Origin of the sequence: Microbacterium sp. SORGH_AS_0428, from assembly GCF_031453615.1 — a bacterium.
Classification (GTDB): domain Bacteria; phylum Actinomycetota; class Actinomycetes; order Actinomycetales; family Microbacteriaceae; genus Microbacterium.
The window spans coordinates 3276803-3300177 of the sequence record NZ_JAVIZT010000001.1 but is presented as its reverse complement, the minus strand read 5'-3'; the positions used below and the strand labels follow the sequence as shown (position 1 = coordinate 3300177).

Annotated in this window: 24 protein-coding genes and 1 other RNA gene; 11 read left to right on the top strand and 14 right to left on the bottom strand. The window is 69.0% G+C overall.

Annotated features, from left to right (window positions below):
• Positions 1–189: 189 nt before the first annotated feature.
• On the top strand, positions 190–633 hold the full coding sequence (locus QE374_RS16095) for a helix-turn-helix domain-containing protein (RefSeq protein ID WP_309736541.1): 444 nt from the start codon (positions 190–192) through the stop codon (positions 631–633).
• 1 nt (position 634) lies between these two features.
• Here the strand turns inward: QE374_RS16095 and QE374_RS16090 are convergent, their stop codons facing one another.
• Positions 635–979 carry a hypothetical protein gene (locus QE374_RS16090; RefSeq protein WP_309736539.1) on the bottom strand — a complete coding sequence of 115 codons (345 nt, stop codon included), beginning with the start codon at positions 977–979 and terminating at the stop codon, positions 635–637.
• Positions 980–1123: 144 nt separating this feature from the next.
• On the bottom strand, positions 1124–1327 hold the full coding sequence (locus tag QE374_RS16085; RefSeq protein WP_137417306.1) for a cold-shock protein: 204 nt from the start codon (positions 1325–1327) through the stop codon (positions 1124–1126).
• A 542-nt stretch (positions 1328–1869) separates the two neighbouring features.
• On the opposite strand from QE374_RS16085, the gene QE374_RS16080 reads away from it, so the two are divergent.
• Positions 1870–3075 carry a fatty acid desaturase family protein gene (locus QE374_RS16080; protein ID WP_396653341.1) on the top strand — a complete coding sequence of 402 codons (1206 nt, stop codon included), beginning with the start codon at positions 1870–1872 and terminating at the stop codon, positions 3073–3075.
• A 27-nt stretch (positions 3076–3102) separates the two neighbouring features.
• Here QE374_RS16080 and QE374_RS16075 read toward each other — a convergent pair whose 3' ends face one another.
• Both QE374_RS16075 and ssrA read right to left on the bottom strand, forming a co-directional pair.
• A complete protein-coding gene (locus tag QE374_RS16075) occupies positions 3103–4065 on the bottom strand; it encodes an LLM class flavin-dependent oxidoreductase (RefSeq protein WP_309736537.1) in 963 nt (320 codons plus the stop codon).
• 177 nt (positions 4066–4242) lie between these two features.
• Positions 4243–4612: a transfer-messenger RNA gene (ssrA, locus tag QE374_RS16070) on the bottom strand.
• 148 nt (positions 4613–4760) lie between these two features.
• Here ssrA and QE374_RS16065 point away from each other — a divergent pair.
• Both QE374_RS16065 and QE374_RS16060 read left to right on the top strand, forming a co-directional pair.
• Positions 4761–5576: a siderophore-interacting protein gene (locus tag QE374_RS16065; protein ID WP_309736535.1), complete on the top strand. Its 816-nt coding sequence runs from the start codon at positions 4761–4763 to the stop codon at positions 5574–5576.
• A 20-nt stretch (positions 5577–5596) separates the two neighbouring features.
• On the top strand, positions 5597–6244 hold the full coding sequence (locus tag QE374_RS16060) for an SIMPL domain-containing protein (protein ID WP_309736533.1): 648 nt from the start codon (positions 5597–5599) through the stop codon (positions 6242–6244).
• Here the strand turns inward: QE374_RS16060 and QE374_RS16055 are convergent.
• The 5 genes from QE374_RS16055 to prfB form a co-directional block, all read right to left on the bottom strand.
• Positions 6231–8234: an ATP-binding protein gene (locus QE374_RS16055; RefSeq protein ID WP_309736530.1), complete on the bottom strand. Its 2004-nt coding sequence runs from the start codon at positions 8232–8234 to the stop codon at positions 6231–6233. The two genes, QE374_RS16060 and QE374_RS16055, sit on opposite strands and share 14 nt — an antisense overlap.
• Positions 8235–8279: 45 nt before the next feature.
• Positions 8280–8756, bottom strand: coding sequence for an SsrA-binding protein SmpB (smpB, locus tag QE374_RS16050; RefSeq protein ID WP_307324783.1), 477 nt, complete (start codon positions 8754–8756; stop codon positions 8280–8282).
• A 69-nt stretch (positions 8757–8825) separates the two neighbouring features.
• Positions 8826–9740, bottom strand: a complete 915-nt coding sequence (gene ftsX, locus QE374_RS16045) for a permease-like cell division protein FtsX (protein ID WP_309736526.1) — start codon at positions 9738–9740, stop codon at positions 8826–8828.
• A complete protein-coding gene (gene ftsE, locus QE374_RS16040; protein ID WP_309736524.1) occupies positions 9737–10756 on the bottom strand; it encodes a cell division ATP-binding protein FtsE in 1020 nt (339 codons plus the stop codon). The genes ftsX and ftsE overlap by 4 nt, the downstream gene beginning before the upstream one ends.
• Positions 10757–10816: 60 nt before the next feature.
• A complete protein-coding gene (gene prfB / locus QE374_RS16035) occupies positions 10817–11926 on the bottom strand; it encodes a peptide chain release factor 2 (RefSeq protein WP_234075202.1) in 1110 nt (369 codons plus the stop codon).
• A gap of 20 nt (positions 11927–11946) precedes the next feature.
• On the opposite strand from prfB, the gene QE374_RS16030 reads away from it, so the two are divergent.
• The 3 genes from QE374_RS16030 to QE374_RS16020 all read left to right on the top strand — a co-directional run bounded on the left by QE374_RS16030 (position 11947) and on the right by QE374_RS16020 (position 15383).
• Entirely contained in the window at positions 11947–13218 is a 1272-nt protein-coding gene (locus QE374_RS16030) for an MFS transporter (RefSeq protein WP_309736522.1), read from the top strand.
• Entirely contained in the window at positions 13218–14459 is a 1242-nt protein-coding gene (locus QE374_RS16025; RefSeq protein ID WP_309736520.1) for an FAD-binding protein, read from the top strand. Before QE374_RS16030 ends, QE374_RS16025 begins: the two co-directional genes overlap by 1 nt.
• A 99-nt stretch (positions 14460–14558) precedes the next feature.
• Complete coding sequence (locus QE374_RS16020; protein ID WP_309736518.1) at positions 14559–15383, top strand: formate/nitrite transporter family protein; 825 nt, start codon at positions 14559–14561, stop codon at positions 15381–15383.
• A gap of 13 nt (positions 15384–15396) precedes the next feature.
• Here the strand turns inward: QE374_RS16020 and QE374_RS16015 are convergent, their stop codons facing one another.
• Positions 15397–15987 carry a helix-turn-helix transcriptional regulator gene (locus QE374_RS16015; RefSeq protein WP_309736516.1) on the bottom strand — a complete coding sequence of 197 codons (591 nt, stop codon included), beginning with the start codon at positions 15985–15987 and terminating at the stop codon, positions 15397–15399.
• A gap of 28 nt (positions 15988–16015) precedes the next feature.
• Here QE374_RS16015 and QE374_RS16010 point away from each other — a divergent pair, with 28 nt between their 5' ends.
• The gene (locus QE374_RS16010) at positions 16016–17548 is read left to right on the top strand and encodes an FAD-dependent oxidoreductase (protein WP_309736514.1); all 1533 of its coding nucleotides are present in this window, start codon (positions 16016–16018) and stop codon (positions 17546–17548) included.
• Between the two features lie 221 nt (positions 17549–17769).
• On the opposite strand, the gene QE374_RS16005 is transcribed toward QE374_RS16010, so the two are convergent.
• The 4 genes from QE374_RS16005 to QE374_RS15990 form a co-directional block, all read right to left on the bottom strand.
• The gene (locus QE374_RS16005) at positions 17770–18513 is read right to left on the bottom strand and encodes a MerR family transcriptional regulator (RefSeq protein ID WP_309736512.1); all 744 of its coding nucleotides are present in this window, start codon (positions 18511–18513) and stop codon (positions 17770–17772) included.
• Positions 18514–18519: 6 nt separating this feature from the next.
• Positions 18520–19737 carry an MFS transporter gene (locus QE374_RS16000; RefSeq protein WP_309736510.1) on the bottom strand — a complete coding sequence of 406 codons (1218 nt, stop codon included), beginning with the start codon at positions 19735–19737 and terminating at the stop codon, positions 18520–18522.
• A gap of 61 nt (positions 19738–19798) precedes the next feature.
• Positions 19799–20767: a hypothetical protein gene (locus QE374_RS15995; RefSeq protein WP_309736508.1), complete on the bottom strand. Its 969-nt coding sequence runs from the start codon at positions 20765–20767 to the stop codon at positions 19799–19801.
• The gene (locus QE374_RS15990) at positions 20764–21111 is read right to left on the bottom strand and encodes a GntR family transcriptional regulator (protein ID WP_309736506.1); all 348 of its coding nucleotides are present in this window, start codon (positions 21109–21111) and stop codon (positions 20764–20766) included. Before QE374_RS15990 ends, QE374_RS15995 begins: the two co-directional genes overlap by 4 nt.
• A 39-nt stretch (positions 21112–21150) precedes the next feature.
• Here QE374_RS15990 and QE374_RS15985 point away from each other — a divergent pair, with 39 nt between their 5' ends.
• The 3 genes from QE374_RS15985 to QE374_RS15975 are packed head-to-tail and all read left to right on the top strand — an operon-like array spanning position 21151 to position 23367.
• A complete protein-coding gene (locus QE374_RS15985) occupies positions 21151–21492 on the top strand; it encodes an SdpI family protein (protein WP_309736505.1) in 342 nt (113 codons plus the stop codon).
• Complete coding sequence (locus QE374_RS15980) at positions 21489–22010, top strand: cupin domain-containing protein (protein WP_309736503.1); 522 nt, start codon at positions 21489–21491, stop codon at positions 22008–22010. Before QE374_RS15985 ends, QE374_RS15980 begins: the two co-directional genes overlap by 4 nt.
• 1 nt (position 22011) lies before the next feature.
• A complete protein-coding gene (locus QE374_RS15975) occupies positions 22012–23367 on the top strand; it encodes a hypothetical protein (RefSeq protein WP_309736500.1) in 1356 nt (451 codons plus the stop codon).
• Positions 23368–23375 lie beyond the last annotated feature (8 nt).

Here is a 23375-nt window from a genome sequence, read left to right as displayed (position 1 = left end):
TACCTGCGACGATCCGGGCTTTCGCCCGTTCCCCCAGCGTCCCTGTCGTTGTTGTCCCGACGCTACAGGTAGTTCGCGATTTTAGCTACGTAGATGAGATATCCCTCATATTAGTTACATGGCTAAATAAACCTCGAAGCCTGGCTAAGCTGTCCAGCGGCACTACCCGACCGACGGAGGACTATGCGGATGCCCAGCGAAGCCGCTTCGACCTCGAAACTCTCGCGCGCCCTGACCGCCTATTCGGCTGCCCGGAACGACGCGCTCGTCGCCGCGCGCAAGGAGCTGCGGATCAGTGAAGTCGACGCGCGCGCACTCCTGTTCGTCGTCGACAACCCCGGCGTTCGCCCATCCGCCCTGCGGGACTATCTCGGCATCACATCGGCCGGGGTGACGTCCCTTGTCGACCGCCTCGTCGAACGCGGACTTGCACGTCGTGAGTCGGATGCCGAGGATCGACGCGGCAACCACATCACCGCGACAGTGGATCTGACGACCGAGCCCTGGTCGGCCCTGACCGAGTTCGACCGTCGATTCGAACGTGCGGTGGAGACGAACCTGGGCGCGCACTCGGACGAACTCGCAGCCCTGCTGATCCGCCTCACCGAGGAGAGTGTCGCCAGGAGCGCCTGAGTCAGACGGCGATGTTCGCCATGTAGGCCTTCGACTTCGTCTGCAGGAAGGTGCACAGGGCCGAGACCATGGCCAGTTCCATGGAAAGGCGGAAGGCGCCGGCGGCATCCAGCTGGAGGTCGGTGTCACGCGCTTCGAACGTCACGACCCACGTCGTCGAACCGGCCTCGGCGGGCTGGATGTAGGTCACGGTCTGGGCGTTCATCAGGCGCACGCCCACCAGGCCGGTGTCACTGCCGAACTCGCTGTCTTGCGGGATGACCTTCACCGTGCCGGCGATCGGATATCCGAGCTCGCGGAACTCGGATATCCAGGACTCGAGCATCTCGAGGCTTCGAAACGGCATGGCATTCCTCCCGCGCATTCTCATGCACATCGTGCGTCAATCGGGCGGCCCCCGAAGCATATGCTCTCACGGATCCGAGCGGGACTCGTGCACGACGAAGGCCCCCGCAACAGTGCTGCGGGGGCCTTCTGGGACGACGAATCGTCAGAGCGCGCGGATGTTCGCGGCCTGCATGCCCTTGGGGCCCTGCTCGGCGTCGAACTCGACCTTCTGGTCTTCGCGGAGCTCCTTGAAGCCGTTGCCAGCGATCGCGCTGAAGTGTGCGAAGAGATCGGCGGAGCCGTCATCGGGAGCGATGAAGCCGTAGCCCTTCTCGGAGTTGAACCATTTCACGGTGCCAGTGGCCATCGTGTCTTTCCTTCTGTTGTTTTGGCCGCCGGGGCGACCGAGTGCGCCGTTCCTATGTCTACGGAACGGACGATGTGGGACGCGGAACTTGTCCGCGTGTTCGCGAGCGTATGCGGAAAACGTCCGTGCCGCTACCACGGCGACGAATGCGTCCTCCTGCTCGGCGAAGATACCGACGCCCTCACCGAGCGCGCTATGCGCGACGTGAACGTCATCGATCGATTCGACGAAACCGGCATACTCGCCCGCGATCGTGGCGACGAAGATTCCTTCGTCAGCTTGGCGCCAGACGGGCGCCGTACCGGTCTCAGGACCGGTGGGAATGGGGATAAACACAAGAACTTTCGAAACTCGCGGATGCTACACGCGAGAGGGATCAGGGGCACTCGGGGTGCGATTGCTTCGGTGGAGAAGAACGTCGCTCTTCCATGAGCGACATCTGCTACTCACCTGCCACCCCGGTTGCGGGGTCTCGCCACTGTAACACCGTTCTCTGCTCCTCGCTTCGGCAGCCGATGCACCGGCTACATACAGCTGGCGGCATGTGGGCGCGGTTAGCGTGGCCCATAGGCTTCGGCATTCGTCGGAGACTCGCACCGACGGTCGGGAACGGCCGGCACACAGGACGGGCATCTCTCATCTCCGCCACGCTTGCATCCCCCCACGCAACACTCGGACCGATCCGCCAGACCTACGCCCGAAAAGAAGACTTCCCCCCGATCGCCCGTGCCTACAGCCAGGTGTCGGAAGTCGTACGCGAGACGGGACTGCTGCGGCGCGCCCCCTGGTTCTACGCGCTGGTCGGCGTCGCCCTCGCTCTCGCTTTCGGTGGCGCCGTCACCGGCTTCATCCTTCTCGGCGACAGCTGGTTCCAGCTGCTGATCGCGGCATCGCTCGGTGTGATCTTCACTCAGGTGGCCTTCCTCGGCCACGAAGCAGCACACCGTCAGATCCTGGCGACGGGTCCCGCCAACGACAGGCTCGCCCGGGTCCTCATCGGCATCGTCGGCACCAGCTACTCGTGGTGGGATTCGAAGCACAGCCGTCACCACGCGAACCCGAATCGCGTCGGAAAGGACCCCGACATCGAGGTCGACACGATCTCGTTCCTCGACGAGGATGCGGCCGCCGCGCGAGGTCTGCGCCGGCTCATCACCCGCAAGCAGGGATGGTTCTTCTTCCCGCTGCTGACATTCGAGGGTCTCAACCTGCATTTCCTGAGCGTGAAGCACCTGCTCTCGCGCGGACCGATCAAGGGGCGTGGCACCGAACTCGCCATCATCGGCGCACGCTTCGCTGTGATCTTCGCCGCCGTCTTCCTGGTGCTGCCGCTCGGAATGGCGTTCGCCTTCCTGGGCGTCATGTTCGCCGTCTTCGGGGTCTACATGGGTGCATCGTTCGCTCCGAACCACAAGGGCATGCCGGTGATCGACCCGGACGCGAAGCTCGACTTCTTCTCGAAGCAGGTGCGTACGTCGCGTAACATCCGCGGCGGATGGTGGGCCACCGCCCTCATGGGCGGGCTCAACTACCAGGTCGAACACCACCTCTTCCCGAGCATGGCGCGCCCCCACCTGGCGAAGACGCGTGAGATCGTCCGGGACTTCTGTGATGCCAACGATGTGCCCTACACCGAGACCTCGCTCGTGCGTTCGTACGCGATCGTCATCGAGCACCTCAATCGCGTCGGACTCGCCGCCAGCGACCCGTTCGACTGCCCGGTGACGGCCCAGTACCGGCGGGCCTGACCTCCGACGAGCCGAGGCCGCTCTCCGTCAGCGACGTCCGGGGATCGCTTCGGCGAGGTCGCGAATCGTCGTACTCGGGTTCGCCCCCACCGGGATGAAGACGACCGTGGTAGCGCCGGCGTCGTGACGCCGCTGGATGCCGGCACGAACCTCCTCGACCGTGCCCGACAGCGTGAGCTCGGTCACCCACTCCGTGGGCAGCGTCCGGGTGAAAGCGTCGACGGGGAGATCCGAAGCGAGCTGCAAGAGTTCTTCCGCGTACGGCAGCGGCAGAACGTGGGGCCGCCAGTCGCTCTCGGCCAGAACGGCCAGGGCTGGGCGGACGATCGCCTGCGCCGCATCCGTCGTATCGGCAACGACCGCCAGATCGTACGTGATAACGCGGGTCTCGACCTCGCCGATACGTTCCAGGGCGTGGGCGATGTACTCGGGCGCGGCCGGTTCGGCGAGCACCACGCCGTCGGCGACCTCGCCGACGGCCGCGAGCGACTTCGGTCCGCGCACGCCGAGCACGATCGGAGGAACGATGTCCGGGGTCTCGCTCAGACGCAGTCCCTCGACATCCACGTAGGTGCCGCGTTCCGGCCCCTGAGCGCCCTCCAGGAGAGCACGGAGGGCGACGACGTACTCACGGAGGAAGGTCAGCGGCTTCTGCGGCCAGGCTCCGACCGAGGACAGCCAGCCCGGCATGCCATGGCCGATGCCCACGACGATGCGCCCGGGGTGCAGCTGGGCGAGCGTTGCGATCTCCATCGCCGCGAAGGCGACGTTCCGCACGGCGGCGGGCAGGATTCCGACGCCGACCGTTACCCGGGAGGTCACCGCGAGCACCGACGCCGCCTGCGCGATCCCGCCGCGGTAGCCGAGATCCTCCACGACCCAGATCTCGTCGAAACCCGACTCCTCGGCCTTCCGCGCGAAGTCCAGAACCTCCGCGACAGGCAGGTCGCGAGGAAGCATGATCCCGACGTTCTTCGTTGCTGACGGCATGAATCTCTCCAGTCAGACCGCCATCACCCCAGCGGCGCGGTCCCCTCTAGCCTAGGCCACCGCTCAGCCGAGCATTCCGAGCTCCCGGAGGCTCTGAGCCGCTTCCTGTGCGCCGGTACGGACACAGAGAGGCCGCCCCGAAGGACGGCCTCTCGCACTCGCATGAGCGACAACGGTTGGTGGAGATGGGGGGAATCGAACCCCCGTCCATCGCTGTGATACGGCGGCTTCTCCGGGCGCAGTCTGTGGAGACGTTCTGCTCGGCTCCGACTTTTAGCACAGACACATAAGTCGACGAGCCCAGCCTGGGAAGAGTCCCACGCACCGTCCAGACGCCGGTACGTAGCAAGATCCCTAGATGACGCCAGGGTCCGTGGCGGGATCACACACGGTCTGACGGACTATCGGGCTCGCTTAGGCAGCGAGGGCGAAGTCAGTGCGCTTGGATTCGGCACTTATTGGTTTACAGGGAGCGTTTACGAGATAACCCTGCATCCTCGGCCCGCTTCTCGGCGATTCGCGAGCGATGTCGAAACCGATCATCCCCGTGAATCCTTCGGTGGAAGGAGCCATTGTCGCTCTGTGGAGTTGTCACCTCGCGGGGTTGACCCGCGAGCATCACAGACTACAACGGATGCGGCCCGGCCGCCATTCCCGCCAGCCGTCGCCGCCGCGTCCGCGGATACGATCGGAGGATGACCGCTCCCCGCCGCGCTCCCCGTCCGCAGGTGACGCTCGAGGTCATCCGGACCGTGTCGCTGACTCCCGGGATGGTGCGTGTGACCCTCGGCGGCCGCGGATTCGACGCGTTCACCGACCGCGACGAAACCGACAAGTACGTCAAGCTCCACATCCCCCCGGCAGGCAGCGACCTCACCCCGCCGTTCGACATGGCGGAACTGCGTGAGCGCCTCCCCTTCGACCAGCTGCCGAGCGTGCGCACCTACACCCTGCGCCGGGTCGACCATGCCGCACGCACGCTCGACATCGATGTGGTCACCCACGGCGACACCGGCGTCGCAGGACGCTGGGCGGCCGCGGCACGGCCCGGCGATCTGCTCACCTTCGCGGGCCCCGGCGGCGGCTACCGGCCCGATGTCACCGCCGACCATCGACTCCTCATCGGCGACGAGTCCGCGCTCCCCGCGATCGCTGCGGCGCTCGAGTCCCTGCCCGACGGGGTGCGCGCCACCGTCATCGCCGAAGCGCGTTCCGCGGCCCACCGCATCCCCCTGCCCGCATCCGCAGACATCACCTGGGTCGACGAAGACCATGGCGCTCCCGGCTCGCGCCTGGTCGAGGCCGTGGGCGGCGCTGCGTGGCCGGCCGGTCGCGTGCAGGTGTTCGCGCACGGTGAACGGGGGGCGATGAAACAGCTGCGAGCCGTGTTCGCGGAGAGGGGCGTCGCGCGCGCCGACCTCTCCCTGTCGGCCTATTGGGCGGCCGGTCGCAGCGAAGACACCTTCCAGGCAGAGAAGCGACTCCCCGTCGGCCAGATCTTTCCCGACTGAACCTCCGTAGGCTGTCCGGCATGAGCGAGGACGTCACGATCACGGTCCGCGGGTCCCATGAGGAACGCATCCCCGCCGAAGAGGGGGTCGCCCGGATCGAGGTGCGCGTCGATCATTCCGACCGCGGCGACGCGATGGCCCGGCTCGCGGCATCCGGTCAACGGCTGCGGGAACGGCTCGACGCGCAAGCAGACTCCGGTGGGCTCGTGTCCTGGACCAGCTCCCGCGCCCAGGTCTTCACGGATCGCCCGTGGGGGCCCGATGGCAGCCGCCTGGACCCCGTCCACCACGCCTCGCTCGAGTTCCGGGCCGTGTTCGACGACGCGGACGCGCTGTCGGCGTGCATCGACGCCGCCATCACCGATCCCGCGGTCCAGCTGGACGGCATCGACTGGCGTCTGACGGAAGCGACCGGTCTGGAAGCGCGCGATCGGGTCGCGCGTGCCGCGGTGGAGGATGCGGTCGCCCGCGCCCGCTCCTACGCCGCGTCGCTCGGCCTGCACCACGTGACCGCGATCGAGGTCGCCGACGCAGGGCTCCTGTCATCCGACTCCGCACCGGCGGGGCCGATGATGATGAAGTCCGCGGCTGCGGACAACGGGATCGTGATGCGCCCGGACGAGGTCGTCGTCGCGGTCGGGGTCGAGGCCCGGTTCAGCGCTCGCTGAGAGGCTCTTCCGACAGAGGAAGCCGCAATGTGGCGAGGGTTCCGCCGCTCTCTGCCTCGGACAGGAGGATGGCGCCGCCCATCGCGCCCGCCAGAGCCTGCGCGACCGAGAGGCCGATCCCCGAACCCGGTACGCCGTCGCTCACAGCCCGCGCACTGCGGTAGAACCGCTCGAAGACGCGGGCCCTGTCCTGTTCGCTGATGCCCGGACCCTGGTCTTCGATCTCGACGAGCGCCGCGTGACCGACCGGACCCGCTGTCACGCGGATCGACCCCTGCTCGGGCGAGAACTTGATCGCGTTGGTGAGCAGGTTCGTGACGATCTGTCCGAGCTCGGCCTCGTTGGCGCGCACGGGAACAGGGTCTTGGATGTCGCTGTCGACGAGGAGGCAGCGCTCATCGATCCGGTAGCGCAGGTCTTCCAGGGAGTCCGTGACGATCCGCGCCAGGTCCACGATGCGCGTGCCGTGCACGCCGACCGACGGCTGGGTGATCGTCGCCGCACGCAGGGAGTTGGACACCAGGGTCGCCAGCCGATCGGCATTGCGGCTGATGACCTCGACGTAGGCCTTCTGATCCGGGTCCGTGACGCTGTCCTCGAGCTCCTCCGCATACCCGACGATCGCCGTGATCGGCGTGCGCAGCTCGTGGGATACGCTCGCGACGAACGCGTCCTGTTTGTGGTTGAGTTCGCGCAGCGCCTCGCTGACGTGCCGCTCGCGGTCCAGTTGCGTCGTCATGGCCGACTCCACCGCACGCACGGGGCGCAGGTCCTCGATGGTCACGAGCAGGATTCGACCGAGTTCGGGCCGCATGATCGGATCGACCCAGAATCGCGCCGGTACCGCATCCTCGCCCAGTTCGTCGTTCTCGTGCGAGCGCTCCTGGTCGCCGGCATCACCCAGGATGCGGCGAAGCGGAGTGTCGTCGAGCACACGCCAGGCGCCGTCGGCGTGCACAAGCTGTCCATTGAACAGCTCCGCGGCCACATCGTTCGCCTCGAGCACACGGAGCCTGCGCGACTCCCGCACCTGTGCGACGAGGAAGCCGGTGCGCGAGCGCGCGAACGCATCTCGCAGCAGCCGGAGCAGAGCATCCTGCCGATCCTCGAGCTCTCTGCGTTCCGCGCGCTGCGTCGCGATGACCAGGCACGTGATGGCGATGGCCACCGCGTAGACCTGCAGCAGAGTGCTGGTCGGCAGGAGCCCCTCCGTGTTGGCGAACGGCCCGAACCCGGCGAGTGTCAGGCCGCTCGCCAGCGATACCGCCACGAGCACCTGCCCGACCGCCACGAACATGGTCTGCGAGAACGCTGCCCACGCCAGCAGCGGCACCGGCAGGAACGACAGGGGCGCCGAGGCGAAGGGACCGAACGCGACAGCCACGAGGAAGGCGATCGCCGCGGTGAGCGTGACGGCGTGCCACCACGGCCCGACACGCTGGCTCGAACGGTCGATGAGCACGAGGGGCACGATGAGCAGGAGCGCGGAGAGGTGGGATGCTCCGGTCCCCACGAACCGTGCCACGAAGTCGCCGCCGGCCGCCGCAGCTGCGCCCGCCACGATCAGCGCCAGCGAAGCCGCGGCAGCGACCGACGTCAGGATGAAGCGGCCGACGTCCCGTGTCGATGACAGACGCGGGGCCGCGCCCTTCGGCGTGAGGCCCGCGACCATGACGCCGATCTCAGCCGCCGTTCCCACCGTGATAGCCATGACGACGAGTGGCGGGCGTCCGGCGAGGGCGGATGCGGTCGCCGTGAGCAGTGATGCGACGAGGATGACGAGCGGGACGTAGCGGGGCGCGGCGCTGAGCGCCGCGGCGGCACCGGCGCCCGCCGCCGGCCACCACCAGGACGTCGGCTGCTCCCCCGCCTGACCGAGCGCGAACGCCGAGGCGAGAACGAAGCCCAGCAGCAGAATCGCTGCCACCACGGTGCTGCGACGCCACGGAGGAAGCGCGGTGATCTGGAAGAGCAGGTTCGGACGGGTCATCGGGCGACGCCGCCTAACTGCGCGCGGCGCGGACCCATCGTGCGATCACTCCCCGACGCGGTTGCGCAAGCGCATCGCGCGCTCCGCCTCGCGGGTGTCCTGTCGTTCTCGCAGAGTCTGACGCTTGTCGTACTCCCGCTTGCCCTTCGCGACACCGAGCTCGATCTTCGCGCGCCCGTCGGAGAAGTACAGGCGCAGCGGTACGAGTGTGTAGCCGCCCGCCGAGACGGCGTGCGAGAGCTTCACGATCTCCTCCTTGTGCAGGAGAAGCTTGCGCGTGCGCTTGGCGGCGTGGTTGGTCCAGTGCCCCTGCGAGTACTCGGGGATGTGGACGGCGTCGAGGAACGCCTCTCCGCCCTGGATGTAGGCGTAGCCGTCGGTGAGGTTGGCGCGCCCCTGGCGCAGTGACTTCACCTCAGTGCCGGTGAGCACGAGGCCGGCCTCGTACGTCTTCTCGACGGTGTAGTCGTGGCGCGCGCGGCGGTTGGTCGCGACGACCTTCTCTCCGCGTTCCCTGGGCATGCTCTCTCCTTCGTGCGACCGCACGGCGCGCGGCAGCCCATCAGTCTAGCAAGCCCGGCGCCTTCCGTATCAGGCGCGCAACCACCGGCGTATGGCGAACCCGGCCGACAGCGCTGCCAGCAGAACGCCGATCACGACGATGACCGGGATCACGAGGGCGAGATCGGAGTAGCCCACCCAGGTGGTGACGAATCCGACGCGTTCGCGCAGGTATCCGTTGATCCCGAACTCCACCGTCGCCCACACCCCGACGCTTGCGAGCGCCGAACCGATCAGAGCGGCGAACACGCCCTCGAGGATGAAGGGTGTCTGGATGAACCTGTTCGAGGCGCCCACGAGACGCATGATCCCGAGCTCTTTGCGTCTCGCGAACGCCGACAACCGGATGGTGGTCGCGATCAGCAGCACGGCGGCCACCAGCATGAGGCCGGCGATCCCGACCGCGATGTACGTCGCGATCGTCAGGGCCGAGAACAGCGGCTCCAGGTACTGCATCTGGTCCTTGACCTCTTCGACGCCCTTGCTGCCTCCGAACGCCTCGGCGATCACATCCGACTGCGATTGGTCGACGAGGTTGATCGAGAACGTCGCGTTGAACTGGTCGGGCGTGACGATGTTCTCGTACTCGGAGCCCAGCTGCTGGATCGCCTTCTCGTAGACCTGCTCGTTGGTCTCGAAGGTGAACTCCTTGATGAGCGGCGACAGGGCGGGCCCGTTGAGCTCCGCGGTGACCTGGTCGATCTCGTCCTGGGTGGCGACGCCGTCCGAGCAGGTGCCGGCCGTGGAGACGCTGGTGCACATGTAGACGGCGACCTGGGCGCGATCCACCCAGAAATCCTTCATCTTGCCGATCTGCATCTGCATGAGCACGGCGGCGCCCACGAAGGTCAGCGACACGAAGGTCACGAGCACGACGGAGATCACCATCGATGCGTTCCGACGGAGGCCACTGAGGGCCTCCCCCATGATCAGTCCGAATCTCATCGTGTGGGTCCCACCTCGTCGTCGGACGTACCCAGACCGAGTCGGTCGGCGAGTCCCAGTTCTGCGGGCAGGTCGGCATCGGGGCGCTTCACACGCTCTTCCTCGGCCAGGCGAGCCGCCAGTGCTTCCGCCGCTTTCGCCTCGGCCACCGCAGCCGCGTGCGCCGGTTCGGCGCGCGCGGCCTGCTCGGTGGCGGCCACGGCCGCATCCAATGTCACGGGCGCGATCTGACCGGTCTCGGAGATCTCGCGGTGCACGTCGAGCACGGCCGTGAGAGCGGCGACAGCTGCCGCCCCCTTCTCGACCTCGGGCGCGAGGCGCGGGATGGCGGAGGTGTCGCCGTACCCGCCGTGGCGCTCGTCGCGCACGATCTCCCCGCCCCTCAGTTCGATGACGCGGCGCTGCATCTGATCGACGAAGCCCGCCTCGTGCGTCGCCATGACGACCGTGGTCCCTCCGGCGTTGATGCGCGCGAGCAGCTGCATGATGTCGACCGACGTCGCGGGGTCGAGGTTTCCGGTGGGCTCGTCGGCGAGGAGGATCTGCGGACGGTTGACGAGCGCGCGCGCGATCGCGACGCGCTGCTGCTCACCACCGGACAGCTCGTGCGGCAGGCGCTTCTCCTTGCCGTCGAGACCGACGAGTGCGAGCGCCTCGGGCACCGCCTGCTGGATGAACCCACGGGAGGATCCGATCACCTGCAGCGTGAAGGCGACGTTCTGGAAGACCGTCTTGGTCGGCAGGAGCCGGAAGTCCTGGAAGACGGCGCCGATCTGACGGCGGAAGTAGGGGACCTTGCGGTTGGGCACCGAGCGCAGGTCGCGACCGAGCACGATGACACGGCCCTCGCTGGGCGAGTCCTCGCGCAGGATGAGGCGCAGACAGGACGACTTGCCGGAGCCGGATGCCCCCACAAGAAAGACGAACTCTCCGCGTTGCACCTCGAAGTCCACGCTCTGCAGCGCAGGTCGGGAGGTGCCGCGATACCGCTTGGTGACGTTCTCGAACCGGATCATGGCTGTGACAGCCTAAGCGCGCTTTCTACGGATGTCGGGCGCGACACCCGGCGCGCCGGATCAGTCCTCGTCTTTGCGCTTGCGCCAGCGGATGCCGGCCGCGATGAAGCCGTCGAGGTCGCCGTCGAACACGGTGGCGGGGTTGCCCACCTCGTGCCCCGTGCGCAGATCCTTCACCAGCTGCTGGCCGTAGAGGAAGTAGGAGCGCATCTGATCGCCCCAGCTCGCGGTGATGGTGCCGGCGAGCTCCTTCTTCTTCGCAGCCTCCTCTTCGCGCTGCAGCAGCATGAGGCGCGTCTGCAGCACGCGCATGGCGGCGGCGCGGTTCTGGATCTGGGACTTCTCGTTCTGCATCGAGACGACGATGCCGGTGGGGATGTGCGTGATGCGCACCGCCGAGTCGGTCGTGTTGACCGACTGGCCCCCCGGGCCCGAGGAGCGGAAGACGTCGACGCGGATGTCGTTCTCGGGGACCTCGACCTCCTGCGCCTCCTCCATGACGGGGATGACCTCGACGGCGGCGAAGCTCGTCTGCCGCTTGTCGGCGGAGCCGAACGGGCTGATACGGGCCAGACGGTGGGTGCCGGCCTCGACGGAGAGGGTTCCGTAGGCGTACGGGGCGTCGACCTCGAAGGTCGCGGACTTGATGCCCGCGCCCTCGGCGTAGGAGGTGTCCATGACCTTCACGGGGTACTTGTGCCGCTCGGCCCAGCGCAGATACATGCGCATGAGCATCTCGGCGAAGTCGGTGGCGTCGTCGCCGCCCGCGCCGGAGCGGATGGTGACCACGGCCGACCGGGAGTCGTACTCGCCGTCGAGGAGGGTCTGCACCTCGAGCTGACCGACGACGTCCTCGAGCTCGGCGATCTCGCGACGCGCCTCCTCGGCGGAGTCCTCGTCGTCCATCTCGTTGGCGAGCTCGACGAGCACGTCGAGGTCGTCGAGACGCTGCTCGACCTCGGTGACGCGCTTGAGTTCGGCCTGGCGGTGGCTCAGGGCGCTGGTGACCTTCTGCGCCTTCTCGACGTCGTCCCAGAGGTCGGGGGCGCCGGCCTCCTCGGAGAGCCGATCGATCTCTGCCCGGAGGGCGTCGACGTCGACGACGGCTTTGATGTCGCTGAAGGTGGAGCGGAGGGCCTGGATGTCGGCTGACGGATCGAATTCGAGCATGGCACCCCAGAGTATCGTGGATGCACGTGTCCGACCGCGTCAGCTCTCTGCTCTGGCGGTTCGCGCCGATGATCTACGGCCCCACGATCCTCTTCGCCCTCGGCGAAGGGGCGATGATCCCCCTCATCCCCATCCTCGCGGCGGAGCGCGGAGCGGACGTCGCGGAGGCCGCGTTCATCGCTTCGTTCCTCGTCGTGGGGCAGTTGTGCGGCAACATCCCGGCGGGCTGGTCGGTGGCGCGGCTCGGAGAGCGCCTCACGATGGCGATCGGGGGCATCCTCGCGATCGCCGGTTCCGTGGCGATGCTGCTCTCACCGAACACGGCCGTCCTGGCCGTCTCCGTGTTCGTGATCGGCTTCTGCGCGGCCGCGTTCGGTCTGGCCCGCCATTCGTTCATGACGACGCGGGTTCCCCTCGCGTTCCGAGCGCGCGCGCTGTCGCTGCTCGGCGGCTCGTTCCGCTTCGGCACGTTCGTCGGACCCTTCGTCGCAGCGGGCCTCCTGATCGCCGTCGGCGACGAGCTGTCGGCCGTCTGGTTCTTCATCGCCTGCCTGGTTGCGACCGTGCTGCTGGTGCTGCTGGGACCCGACCCCGAGAAGACCGCGGAAGCCCCCGACCGGGCGCCCGCATCCGAGGACGACAGCGGGGAGCCGGTGACCGGATCGATCCCCGTCGATGAGCGGGCGGGAGTGTTCCGCACGATGTGGCAGCACCGGCGGGTGCTCTCCCGTCTCGGCGTCGCCGCGGCATCCCTGTCGGCCGTGCGGTCCGCGCGTCAGGTCGTACTGCCGCTGTGGGGTCTCTCCCTGGGTCTCGACGCCCCCACCATCGCCCTCGTCGTGGGCGTCTCGGGAGCGATCGACTTCGCGCTCTTCTATGCGAGCGGCCAGGTGATGGATCGCTTCGGCCGGCTCTGGGCTGCTCTTCCCGCCATGATCCTCATGGGCACCGGCTTCCTCGCGCTGTCACTCACGCACGACCTGAGTTCGGCGACCATGTGGTTCGCGATGTTCGCCGCCGTGCTCGGCGTCGGAAACGGACTCTCCAGCGGCATCCTGCTCACCCTCGGCGCGGACGTGGCGCCGAAGAACGAGCCCGCCGCGTTCCTCGGCTCCTGGCGCACCCTCACGGATGCGGGCGGCGCCGTCGCTCCGCTTCTGCTCACCGCCCTCACGGCCCTCGCGTCGCTGTCGGTCGCGACCGGCGCGATGGGCGTGGTGGGATTGCTGGGCGCGGCGGCGTTCATCCGGTGGGTGCCCCGCTTCGTGCCGCGACGACGCGAGGAGAGCTGATGGCGCTGCAGAACTGGGCCGGAAATCTGACCTACCAGGGCACGCTCGTTGCGCCGACGACCCGCGAGGAGGCGTCCCGCACGGTACGGGATGCGGATGCGGTGCGCGCGCTGGGCACCCGGCACTCGTTCTCGGCGATCGCCGACACCCCCGGCATCCTGCTGTCCACGGCGGCACTGCCGGCACGGGTCGAGATCGATCCGGCGACCCGTGTCGCGCGGGTGTCCGCCGGACTGCGCTACGGAGACGTCGCCGAACGTCTGCAGGCCGAGGGCTGGGCGCTCGGAAACCTCGCGTCCCTGCCGCACATCTCGGTCGCCGGGGCGATCGCGACCGGAACGCACGGGTCGGGCGACCGCAACCGGTCGCTCGCCGGCTCCGTCGCCGGCGTGGAACTGCTGCTCGCCGACGGCACCATCAGGTGGTTCCGGCGCGGCGACCCCGAGTTCCCGGGCGCCGTGGTGTCGCTGGGGGCGCTCGGTGTGGTGCTGGACGTCGAGCTCGACATCGAGCCGACCTACGACATCGCCCAGACCGTCTATGAGCGCGTGCCGTGGGATGCGGCGGTGGCCGATCTTGCGGCGGTGACCTCGCTCGGCCACAGCGTGAGCCTGTTCAGCACCTGGTCGGACCCCGACGTCGCCGATCAGCTTTGGCTCAAGGCACGCGTGGGCGATGCTCCTGCCCCGGCGTCCGTGCTGGGGGCCGCGCCCGCATCCGAAGCCCGTCATCCGCTGCCGGGCGTCTCCGCCGAGAACTGCACCGCGCAGGGCGCAGTGGCGGGCCCGTGGCTCGAGCGCCTGCCGCACTTCCGTCTCGGCTTCACGCCGTCGCAGGGCGACGAGCTGCAGAGCGAGTACTTCGTCGACCGCCGTGACGCCCCCGCCGCCATCAGGGCGCTGCGGGGGCTGTCGCCGCAGTTCGTCCCGCTGCTCCTCGTCAACGAAGTGCGCACCATCGCCGCCGACGACCTGTGGCTCAGCGGCGCGTACGGTCGCGACTCGGTCGGACTGCATTTCACCTGGCGGCGTGATGAAGACGCTGTGCGCGCCCTGCTCCCCCGCGTCGAAGACGCTCTGGCCCCGTACGCCGCCCGCCCCCACTGGGGCAAGGTGTTCACGATGGCGGCCGCCGACATCCGCGCGCGATACCCGCGTTTCGACGACGCGGTCGCGCTGCGGGAGCGGCTGGATCCGGGCGGGACCTTCCGCAACGCGTTCCTCGCCGCGCTCGGGCTCTGATCCGGTTTATGCACGGCTGACCGGGCGCGGCTCGCGCCCGCATCCGGAGGACGATCGACGCAGGAGGCGGACGCGCCCACCACTCGCGTCCGATCGGACATGCTGACTATCGAACGCGCGCTCGTCGACGTGCAGGCACCGGCGGCGGAGCACAAGGTGCACGGCCTGCGGCATCCCGGGCGCTTTCTCGCGTCGGGGATGATGGCCGGTGCCTACATCGGCGTCGGAGTCGTGCTGATGGTCAGCGCCGCGGGGCCGCTGACGGCCGCCGGAAGCGGTTGGGGCAAGTTCGTCAGCGGGCTCGTGTTCGGCGTGGCGCTGACGCTGGTCGTGTTCGCGGGCGGCGAGCTCGTGACCTCCTCGATGATGACGCTCGCGCAGGGCACCTACCTGCGTGCCATACGTCCCGGCCCGGCGATCGGTGCGCTGTTCGCCACCTTCGGCGCCAACCTGGCCGGCTCGGTCGTCTTCGGTGTACTCGTGGCGACCTCGGGTGTGCTGCACAGCAACGCGGCGGCCGGCACGATGCTCGCGGACATGCTGGCGGCGAAGGCGCACGAGGGCCCGGTGGAGCTCTTCGTCCGCGGGGCGCTCTGTAATCTGCTCGTCTGCCTGGCGATCTGGATGTGCGCCCGGCTCAGCTCCGACGGCGCGAAGCTCGCCGTGATCTTCTGCGCCATCCTCGCCTTCATCACCTCGGGGTTCGAGCACGTCGTCGCGAACATGACGACCTACACGATCGGTCTCGCCACCGGCGTACCGGACGCCACCTGGGGACACTTCGGCACGAACCTGCTGTGGGTCGGACTCGGTAACCTGTTCGGCGGCGCCGTGCTCGTGGGTCTGGTGTACTGGTTCATCGGCGGATCGCCACGGCTCGCCGAAGCCGCCGTGCCTCAGGAGTCCGCGCTCAGCGAGCACTGAATGCGCGGCCGGGTCATACGGACTCGGAGTGTGTGTGGATGCGGTCGCCGTCGCCGTGGAAGATGCTGATCAGCTGCACGGGCTTGCCGCCCGCGGCGGACATCGCGTGCGGCGTGCGGGTATCGAACTCGGCCGCTTCACCGCGCACGAGCACGAGGTCCTGCTCCCCGAGACGCAGGCGCAGGCGCCCCGAGAGCACGTAGAACCAAGCGAACCCGTCGTGCACCCGCTGCTCGGGTTCAGGACCCGGGAGGTACGTGATCTTGTACGCGTTCGTCGGCGACCCCTCCGGTGCGAGCGGGAGGACGAGGTGGCCTTCGCGATGGATGAGGGTGCGCCGCACGCGGGGGTCCTGGTCGCGCGGCTGCAGCAGGTCGTCGATGCGGATGCCGAGCTCACGCACGAGCGGCAGCAGCAACTCGAGACTCGCCTGGCGCTTGCCCGACTCGAGCCGTGAGAGCGTGCTCGAGGAGAGTCCCGCGCGCGCAGCGAGGTCGTCGAGCGTCCAGCCCTTCGCGCGGCGGACGGTGCGCAACCGCATCCCGAGGTCCTCGAGTTCGGCTCGGACGGAGGGGCTTGCTGTTTCTGCAAGTTCACTTGCCATAGTTGCAGAGTAGCCGTGTGATGGGCTCATGCAGAACTCCACGGACGTCCTCGTCGTCGGCGCCGGCCCCGCCGGCCTCTCCGCAGCCCTCATGCTCGTGCGCGCCCGCCGCACCGTCACGGTCGTCGACGCCGGGTCGGGCCGCAACCGCTTCGCCGAGCACATGCACGGGGTGCTCGGCCACGAAGGGCTGGCGCCGGGCGAGCTGCGCGCGCGCGGCCGCGCCGAGGTGGAGGGGTACGGAGGCCGGTTCGTCGACGGAACCGTGTCGCACCTCGACGCCGACGACGACGGCGTCACCGTCACGCTCACCGACGGCGTCACGCACCGCGCACGCGCGCTCATCGTGGCCACGGGACTGAGCGACGAGCTTCCCGACATCCCTGGTCTCGCCGAACGGTGGGGCCGGACGGTGCTCCACTGCCCCTACTGCCACGGCTGGGAGGTGCGCGGTGAGACCATCGGTGTGCTGACGACCTCGCCGCTCGGCGCACACCAGGCGCAGCTGCTGACGCAGTGGAGCGACGACGTCGTGGTCTTCACCGCGGGCCTCGGCGAGCTCGATCCCGGGCTCCGCCACCGTCTGCTCGCCCGCGGAGTGCGGCTGGTGAGCTCTCCGGTGATCGAGGTGCGCGGTGAGGGTGACCGGATCGACGCGGTGCGCACCGCCGACGGGCGCGAGGTCGCCGTGTCGGCGATCTTCACCGCGGGTCGCCCTGTTCCGCAGGACGGCTTCCTCGACGGTCTCGGCCTCGTGCGCACGGAGGGCCCGATGGGCGCGATGATCCAGGTCGACCGTCTCGGGCGCACGAGTCACCCGCGCATCTGGGCCGCCGGCAACGTCGTCGACCCGAGCGCGAACGTGCCGCTGTCGATGGGCACCGCATCCTTCGTGGGCGCGGGGGTGAATGCCGCGCTCGTCGAGGAGGATCTTGACCGCCTGGCGGCACCCGCCGTGTACTGGGAAGGCCGGTACGCGGGAGGCGAGCGGATGTGGTCGGGCCGCGTCAATCACACAGTCGCCGATGTGGCGGCATCCCTGTCGCCGGGCACGGCGCTCGATCTGGGCTGCGGCGAGGGAGGCGACGCCCTGTGGCTCGCGGAGCAGGGCTGGAAGGTCACTGGAGTGGACATCAGCGCGACGGCCATCGCTCGGGCCACCGCGGCGGCGGCGAGCGCCGACCTCGGCGAGCGCGCACGCTTCGTGCGGGCGGAGCTTCCGGACGGGATTCCGGAGGGCTCCTTCGATCTCGTGACCGCGTCGTTCCTGCACTCCCCCGTAACGCTGGACCGCATCGACATCCTGCGCGCCGCCGCATCCCGCGTCGCGTCGGGCGGTCACCTGCTCGTGGTGTCGCACGCGTCCGTCCCGCCGTGGTCGCACGCCGATGCGCAGCACGCCGACTTCCCCGACCTGCACGAAGAGCTCGCCGCGCTGGCCCTGGATGCGTCGGCGTGGGAGACCGTCGTCGCTGAGACCCGCCCGCGCCCCGTCACAACCCCCGACGGCACCGCGTCCACGATCGACGACGGCGTTCTCCTCCTCCGGCGGTTGGTGTAGCGCCCCGAGGCTCCCCCCTTCCCCTCCCCGCGCCTCACCCCCCTTCCCCGCACCTCACCTCCCCCTTCCCCGCGCCTCACATCCCCCTTCCCCGCGAGACTGCATTTTCGTCACGAGATCACGGGTAAACACAGTGATCTCGTGCTCGAAATGCAGTCTCGCGGCCAGGACGGTGGGTTGAATGAGCGGCCGCGGGCGTGGACGAGGCGCCGCCGGCAGGGTCAGGACAGGCGGCGTTCGATCTCGCGCAGCACGCGACGCTGCGCGGGCGTGAACTGGATGCGGACGAGGTCGTCGATCAATCCGGCCCCCGGCCCCAGATCGACGGCGCCGCCGGCATCCGTCACCTCGGCGACGATCGGACCGAAAGCTGTCACCACGGTCTCGATGAACCCGTCGATCTCGGCGGATGCGGTGTCGGTGTCGATCTCGGCGAAGCGTGCCGAGATCTCGGCGATGAGCGGGCTGAGGGCGGGGGTGCTGAGGATCTCATAGAGGCGCGTGAGTCGCGGCATCCCTTCCTCTCCCGCCAGGTGGGCGAGGAGCACGGACTGATCGCGATCCATGTTCGCCAGGTCGGCGGGGCCACCGGCCGCGGCGAGCACCGCGAGATGAGGGGCGAGCTCGGGGGGAACGTCGGGCGCCGCGTCGGTCGCGCGCAGCCGCGCGATCAGCGAACGCTGTGCCGCCAGCCGATCGATCTGCGCCGCGAGCTCCGCGTCGAGAGAGTCGAGGAGGGCACCCGCATCCGCCGTCTCCCCGTCGAGCAGCGCGGTCATCTCGTCGAGCGGGACGCCGACCGCCGACAGACGACGGATGCGCAGCACCCGCACCAGATCGCTCACGCGATACTCGCGGTAGCCGTTGCTCCCGCGCTCGGGCTCGGGAAGGACGCCTTCCTGGTGGTAATGCCGCAGGGCGCGCACCGTGACGCCGGCGAGGCGCGCGAGTTCACCGCTGCGCATGGCGGCTCACCCCGCATCCGTGTCGGTCACGGGTTCCAGGCTACGCAGTGACCTCGCGGCGATCCCGACGACGAGCGCGATCAGCCACACGCTCGCAAGCAGCACGGCAGCCGTGTCGACGCCCGCGTACTCGGTGAGCACGGCGGCGAGCACGATCCCCACGGGCGGCGCCGCTGTCAGCACCGCATTCTGCGTGCCGAGGATGCGGCCGCGCAGCGCCTCCGGGATGCGCTCGATCATGAGCACGCCGATGAGGCTGTTGAACACGCCCGCGGCGAGGCCCACGACCGCGGCGCCCGCGAGCACGACCCACACCGACGGCAGGGCGCCGATCAGCGCGAACCCCGCCGTGCTCCCGAGGAGTCCGGTGAGGAACCACCCCCGGCGCGACCCGCGCGTGCCCGCGACGGCGTAGAGGGCCCCGCCGACCAGCATCCCGGCAGCGAGCGCGGAGAGCACGAGGCCGAGGAGACCGGGTTCTCCCTCGAGGGTGAAGTAAACCGGGAGAATCAGGGCCTGCATCGAGGCGAGCACGAGCACCGAGAGCAGGCTGAGCGAGGTCGTCACGACGAGGAACCGACTGCCCGCGAGCACGCGCCATCCTTCCCGCAGCTGCGACCACCCGTTCGTGTGCGACACCGCGCTGTCGGCGAGCGCACCGATTCGCCGCGGCAACAACAGGGTGATGAGCGCGGCGGCGAAGGAAGTGGCCGCCGTCACCCACAGCACGCCGGCACCGTCGAGCATCACCAGCAGCACGCCGGCGAGGGCGGGGCCGAGGAGGATCGCGATCGCTCCGAGCGCTTCCCGCACCCCGATGAGACGTTCGGCGCTCCACCGGCCGTGGCGCACGATCGCGGGCAGGAGCGTCTCGCGTGCCGTCATGCCGGGCACGTCGCCGAGGGCACCGACGATCCCGAGGATCACGAACCATCCGAGGTTCAGCCCCCAGACGAGGTCCACCACGGGGAGGGCTGCGACGGCGAGCGCGGAGATGACGTCGGAGGCGATCGAGGCGGTGCGCCGGTTGACGCGGTCGATGATCACGCCCGCGAACAGTCCGGCGAGGATGGCGGGAACCGCGGTGGCTGCGGCGACGGCACCCGCACCGAGGACGCTGCCGGTGACCTGCAGCACGATGAGCGGCAGAGCGACGGCGGCGATCGAGTTTCCGAGCAGGGAGAGGAAAGTGGAGGCCAGGTAGGCCACGGGTATGACGGTCATGCACCCAGTCACGACTATGACGTTGCGGCGGGGTCAAGCCATGAACGGTGCGGCGACCGGACTACGCCGATGAATCCACTCCGGCCTCCTGCCCGCGCAGCGTGTTGAGCAGTCGTGCGGGGCTCTCGGCATCCGCGAGACTGATCGCGAACTGCGTGCCGTCCGTGCTCGTGACGACGAGCCCCGGACCGCTGCGCAGCACCAGCGCGGAGCGACCCGCCATGATGCGATAGCCCCACCCTCCCCACTCGCCGGGCGTCAGGTGTGCGGCTTCAGCGCGGCGGATGCGGTCCAGCGGGATGCGCTTCAGCGGAATGCGCAGCAGAAGCGACACGACGCGCAGCCCGCGCCAATCCGCGCTCACGCGGATGCGGATGAAGGAGGCGAGCATCACGGTGGCGCCGAGCAGGATGACCGGTGCGAACCAGGCCGAGCCGAGCGACCCTGAGGACACCAGCGGGACCATGACGACGACGGTGATGGCCGCGACCACGATCGTGGCGTAGACGAAGATGTTCGCCGTGAGGGTGCGGCTCCACGCGCCGACCTCGCTCGGTGCGAGAGGCATCGTCTGCGCGGCCGGCGCCTCGGTCGCCCCTGGTCGCGGCGCCAGCGCATAGGGAACGACGCCGTACAGGATGCAGAGCAGCAGCGGGACGATCCAGATGCCGAGCGCGGCACCCTCGGCCGATCCCGCGCGCAGGGTCAGCCAGGCGGGCACGAGCCAGCACGCGGCCGCGAGCGCGGCGGGCACGCCGAGCCAGAACATGCTCATGTGCGTGGTGCGCGCGGTCCGCCGTCCGATGGTCACGATCACGGTGGCGGCGATCGCGGCGCCGGCCGCAACGATGAGTGCGACGACGAGCACGACGACAGTGGGCGCGTCGCCGTCGGCCGCACCCAGGTCGGACCAGTGCGAGGCGACGCGCTCGGGCAGCACGTCGCGCCACAGGAGACCCGTGGCGGCGATCGCCACCGCGGGGATCCACATCGCGGTGAGCGCGACCGTCCAGCGAAGCCGCGCCGTCATGACGACTCCATGAGCCGGAGGATCTCCTGCGGGCTCAGACCGATCTTGCGCGCCTCTGCGGCGAGCTGCCCGGCGAGCTCGGTGATCCGCACGAGTGCCTGGTTCGCCTCCGGGCGCACCCACGCACCGCGGCCCTGACGCATCTCGATGATCCCCTCCTCGCGGAGGCGCCCGTACGCACGGAGCACCGTGTGCATGTTCACGTGCAGGGCGGTCGCCAGGTCACGTGCCGCGGGCAGGCGCTCCCCCGGTGTCAGCTCGCCCGAGACGATGCCGGCCCGCACTTGCAGGGCGATCTGGTCGGAGAGCGACACCGAGGAGGCGTGATCGACGCGGAACAACATGTTCGCAATGTTAGTAGAACAATTCGCTAGGCTGAGGGCATGACCGGCGTGATCGTGTTCCCCGCCCTCCTCCTCGTCTCGGCCGTGCTCACCCAGCTCGCCGCCCGTGGCATATTGGGCAAGAACCGCCTCGCCGGCATCCGCACCCGATCCACGCTGCGCTCGTCCGCCGCCTGGACTGCGGGGCACCGCGCCGCGGCGCGCTGGGCTTGGGTGGGTCTCGCGGCGAGCGCTGCGGCGAGCGCGGGCGCGCTCCTGCTCAGCGGTGTGACAGCCGTCGTGTTCGCCGTCATCGTGGTGGTCGTGTTCGTCGCGACGATCGTCGTGTCGCTGACAGCGGCGACCCGTGCCGCGCGGGCATCTGCCATCCTCGAGGGATGACGCCCGACGCCCCTTCCCGCGCCGAGTACTGGCGACGCGCGCTACAGCTCGAGCCGCTGCCCGTGGAGTCCGGATGGTGGGCACCGCGCTCCCGCTCCGACCTGCCGGTCACCGAGGGTGAGGACACGCTGGCCGCGCACAACTCGATCTACTACCTGCTCGACGCCGAGCGCCCGGTCAACTACTGGCACCGGCTCGCATCCGACGACATCCATGTGCTGATCGAAGGCGGACCGGTCGAGTATCTCCTGGCGACGGACGCGGGATTCATCGAGCGGCAGGTGCTCGGCACGGATGTGGATGCGGGCGAACAGCCGATGGTGGTGTGCCCCGCCGGCACCACGAAGGCGCTCCGGCTCATCGATCCACAGGGCTACGCGCTGATCGGCAGCGTCGTGACACCGGGGTGGGCACCGGATCGTGTGAGGTTCGTGGCGCCGATGATCCCGGACGACCAACGCCCGTCATGGCTCGAGCCCGGCACGATCGCCGCGCTCACCTCCCCCGACGCGGGCTGAGATGCGACCCACGAACTCGATCCAGATCGTCGAGGACTTCTTCGGCGGCATTCATCTGGAGTCGCCGTCCTTCGAGCTTCCCGCCCACATCCCGCTGTCGCAGCTGACGGTGCTGGCCGAGTCGCTCGAGGAAGCCGCCCGCGCGCTCGAGAACCGCCGCGGTGATTCGACGGCAGGCAGCCGACCGTTCGCCGCCGATACCGTCATCCTGAACGGCGGGCGCAGGGCGTCTACCGCGACCATCGCCGAGGTGAAGCAACAGGTCCTGCTGTGCGATCGCTCCTACGTTCCCGACCTGTTGCTCGACTGGGGGGCTCGTCTCGCTTTCGAGAAGGCGATGGGTTTCAGAAACCCTTCCGCCTCGGCGGCACGCGGGCGATCCGAGCTCGAGGCGGCGATCTCGCACATTCGTCCGTTGGCTGCGGCGATACGTCTCGGTCTGCTGGAACCCGTCCCGACAGCGGACAGTCATTATCTCGAGAACCAGATCGTGTCGCGCGACATTCGAGACGGCTCGTTCGGTTTCATGGCCGCTGATCCCGCGACACGGGCGATCCTTCAGAACGAACTCGGCGCGTCCGATTTCCAGTTGCAGGATTCGTACACCGACGGGGAACTCCTCACATCCGTCGAGCGGGATCTCGATCTCGGCGTGACTCCTCAGCTCGCGACGGAAGTGCTCTCGCGTTACGGCTCACTCTCCATGCGTGAACTGGGCGACGCCATTCACTTCTATCGCTTCTGCGGCGCGCTCGACGCGCAACCGATCACGACCGCGCGCACGACCGCGCGGCACTTCGAGCTCGCGACGGCCGCCCTCCTGGGCGCGGCCTCCGTGCGCGCAGCGGATGCCGCGCCCGCGGAACTGACGCAGGGCTTCGTCTTGCCGATGCCGGAGCTCGCCCGCGTTTCTTTCCCGGACCTCGTCGAGCTTCGACAGCACGACGAGATCTGGACGACGGTCCGTGATGCGCTGACAACGCTGTCGTCGGACGTTCGCGCGATCGAGTCCGTCGAGATGGACTACCTGAGCTTTCTCGCCGCCTTCAGAGACGCGGCGTCGACGACACTGGCGGATTCGGCGAAAGAACTGCAGAGCGCGCTGACGAAGCAAAGGTGGAAGTCCCGCATCCTGACCTGGTCGGGAGCGGGGGTGGCGCGGGCAGTGCTGCGCGGGGCAGCAGTCGTCTTCGCTCCGGCCGCACTGGCCGCGGGCCCGGCGGCAGCCGCGACGAGCAAGATCATCCAACGCCGGAGCGCATCCAGGATCAGCGCCCTCACCACCGCCAACACCGTGCTCCTGTCACTGAGCGAGAAGAGCTCGTTGACCCCGCAGCACTGGGGCGGAGAAGGCTGACGCGAGCC

Bases quoted from the DNA above. Each gene is read 5' to 3' on its own strand.
- QE374_RS16095 (WP_309736541.1), top strand. From the start codon at position 190: ATGCCCAGCGAAGCCGCTTCGACCTCGAAACTCTCGCGCGCCCTGACC.
- QE374_RS16090 (WP_309736539.1), bottom strand. From the start codon at position 979: ATGCCGTTTCGAAGCCTCGAGATGCTCGAGTCCTGGATATCCGAGTTC.
- QE374_RS16085 (WP_137417306.1), bottom strand. From the start codon at position 1,327: ATGGCCACTGGCACCGTGAAATGGTTCAACTCCGAGAAGGGCTACGGC.
- QE374_RS16080 (WP_396653341.1), top strand. From the start codon at position 1,870: ATGTGGGCGCGGTTAGCGTGGCCCATAGGCTTCGGCATTCGTCGGAGA.
- QE374_RS16075 (WP_309736537.1), bottom strand. From the start codon at position 4,065: ATGCCGTCAGCAACGAAGAACGTCGGGATCATGCTTCCTCGCGACCTG.
- QE374_RS16065 (WP_309736535.1), top strand. From the start codon at position 4,761: ATGACCGCTCCCCGCCGCGCTCCCCGTCCGCAGGTGACGCTCGAGGTC.
- QE374_RS16060 (WP_309736533.1), top strand. From the start codon at position 5,597: ATGAGCGAGGACGTCACGATCACGGTCCGCGGGTCCCATGAGGAACGC.
- QE374_RS16055 (WP_309736530.1), bottom strand. From the start codon at position 8,234: ATGACCCGTCCGAACCTGCTCTTCCAGATCACCGCGCTTCCTCCGTGG.
- smpB (WP_307324783.1), bottom strand. From the start codon at position 8,756: ATGCCCAGGGAACGCGGAGAGAAGGTCGTCGCGACCAACCGCCGCGCG.
- ftsX (WP_309736526.1), bottom strand. From the start codon at position 9,740: ATGAGATTCGGACTGATCATGGGGGAGGCCCTCAGTGGCCTCCGTCGG.
- ftsE (WP_309736524.1), bottom strand. From the start codon at position 10,756: ATGATCCGGTTCGAGAACGTCACCAAGCGGTATCGCGGCACCTCCCGA.
- prfB (WP_234075202.1), bottom strand. From the start codon at position 11,926: ATGCTCGAATTCGATCCGTCAGCCGACATCCAGGCCCTCCGCTCCACC.
- QE374_RS16030 (WP_309736522.1), top strand. From the start codon at position 11,947: ATGCACGTGTCCGACCGCGTCAGCTCTCTGCTCTGGCGGTTCGCGCCG.
- QE374_RS16025 (WP_309736520.1), top strand. From the start codon at position 13,218: ATGGCGCTGCAGAACTGGGCCGGAAATCTGACCTACCAGGGCACGCTC.
- QE374_RS16020 (WP_309736518.1), top strand. From the start codon at position 14,559: ATGCTGACTATCGAACGCGCGCTCGTCGACGTGCAGGCACCGGCGGCG.
- QE374_RS16015 (WP_309736516.1), bottom strand. From the start codon at position 15,987: ATGGCAAGTGAACTTGCAGAAACAGCAAGCCCCTCCGTCCGAGCCGAA.
- QE374_RS16010 (WP_309736514.1), top strand. From the start codon at position 16,016: ATGCAGAACTCCACGGACGTCCTCGTCGTCGGCGCCGGCCCCGCCGGC.
- QE374_RS16005 (WP_309736512.1), bottom strand. From the start codon at position 18,513: ATGCGCAGCGGTGAACTCGCGCGCCTCGCCGGCGTCACGGTGCGCGCC.
- QE374_RS16000 (WP_309736510.1), bottom strand. From the start codon at position 19,737: ATGACCGTCATACCCGTGGCCTACCTGGCCTCCACTTTCCTCTCCCTG.
- QE374_RS15995 (WP_309736508.1), bottom strand. From the start codon at position 20,767: ATGACGGCGCGGCTTCGCTGGACGGTCGCGCTCACCGCGATGTGGATC.
- QE374_RS15990 (WP_309736506.1), bottom strand. From the start codon at position 21,111: ATGTTGTTCCGCGTCGATCACGCCTCCTCGGTGTCGCTCTCCGACCAG.
- QE374_RS15985 (WP_309736505.1), top strand. From the start codon at position 21,151: ATGACCGGCGTGATCGTGTTCCCCGCCCTCCTCCTCGTCTCGGCCGTG.
- QE374_RS15980 (WP_309736503.1), top strand. From the start codon at position 21,489: ATGACGCCCGACGCCCCTTCCCGCGCCGAGTACTGGCGACGCGCGCTA.
- QE374_RS15975 (WP_309736500.1), top strand. From the start codon at position 22,012: ATGCGACCCACGAACTCGATCCAGATCGTCGAGGACTTCTTCGGCGGC.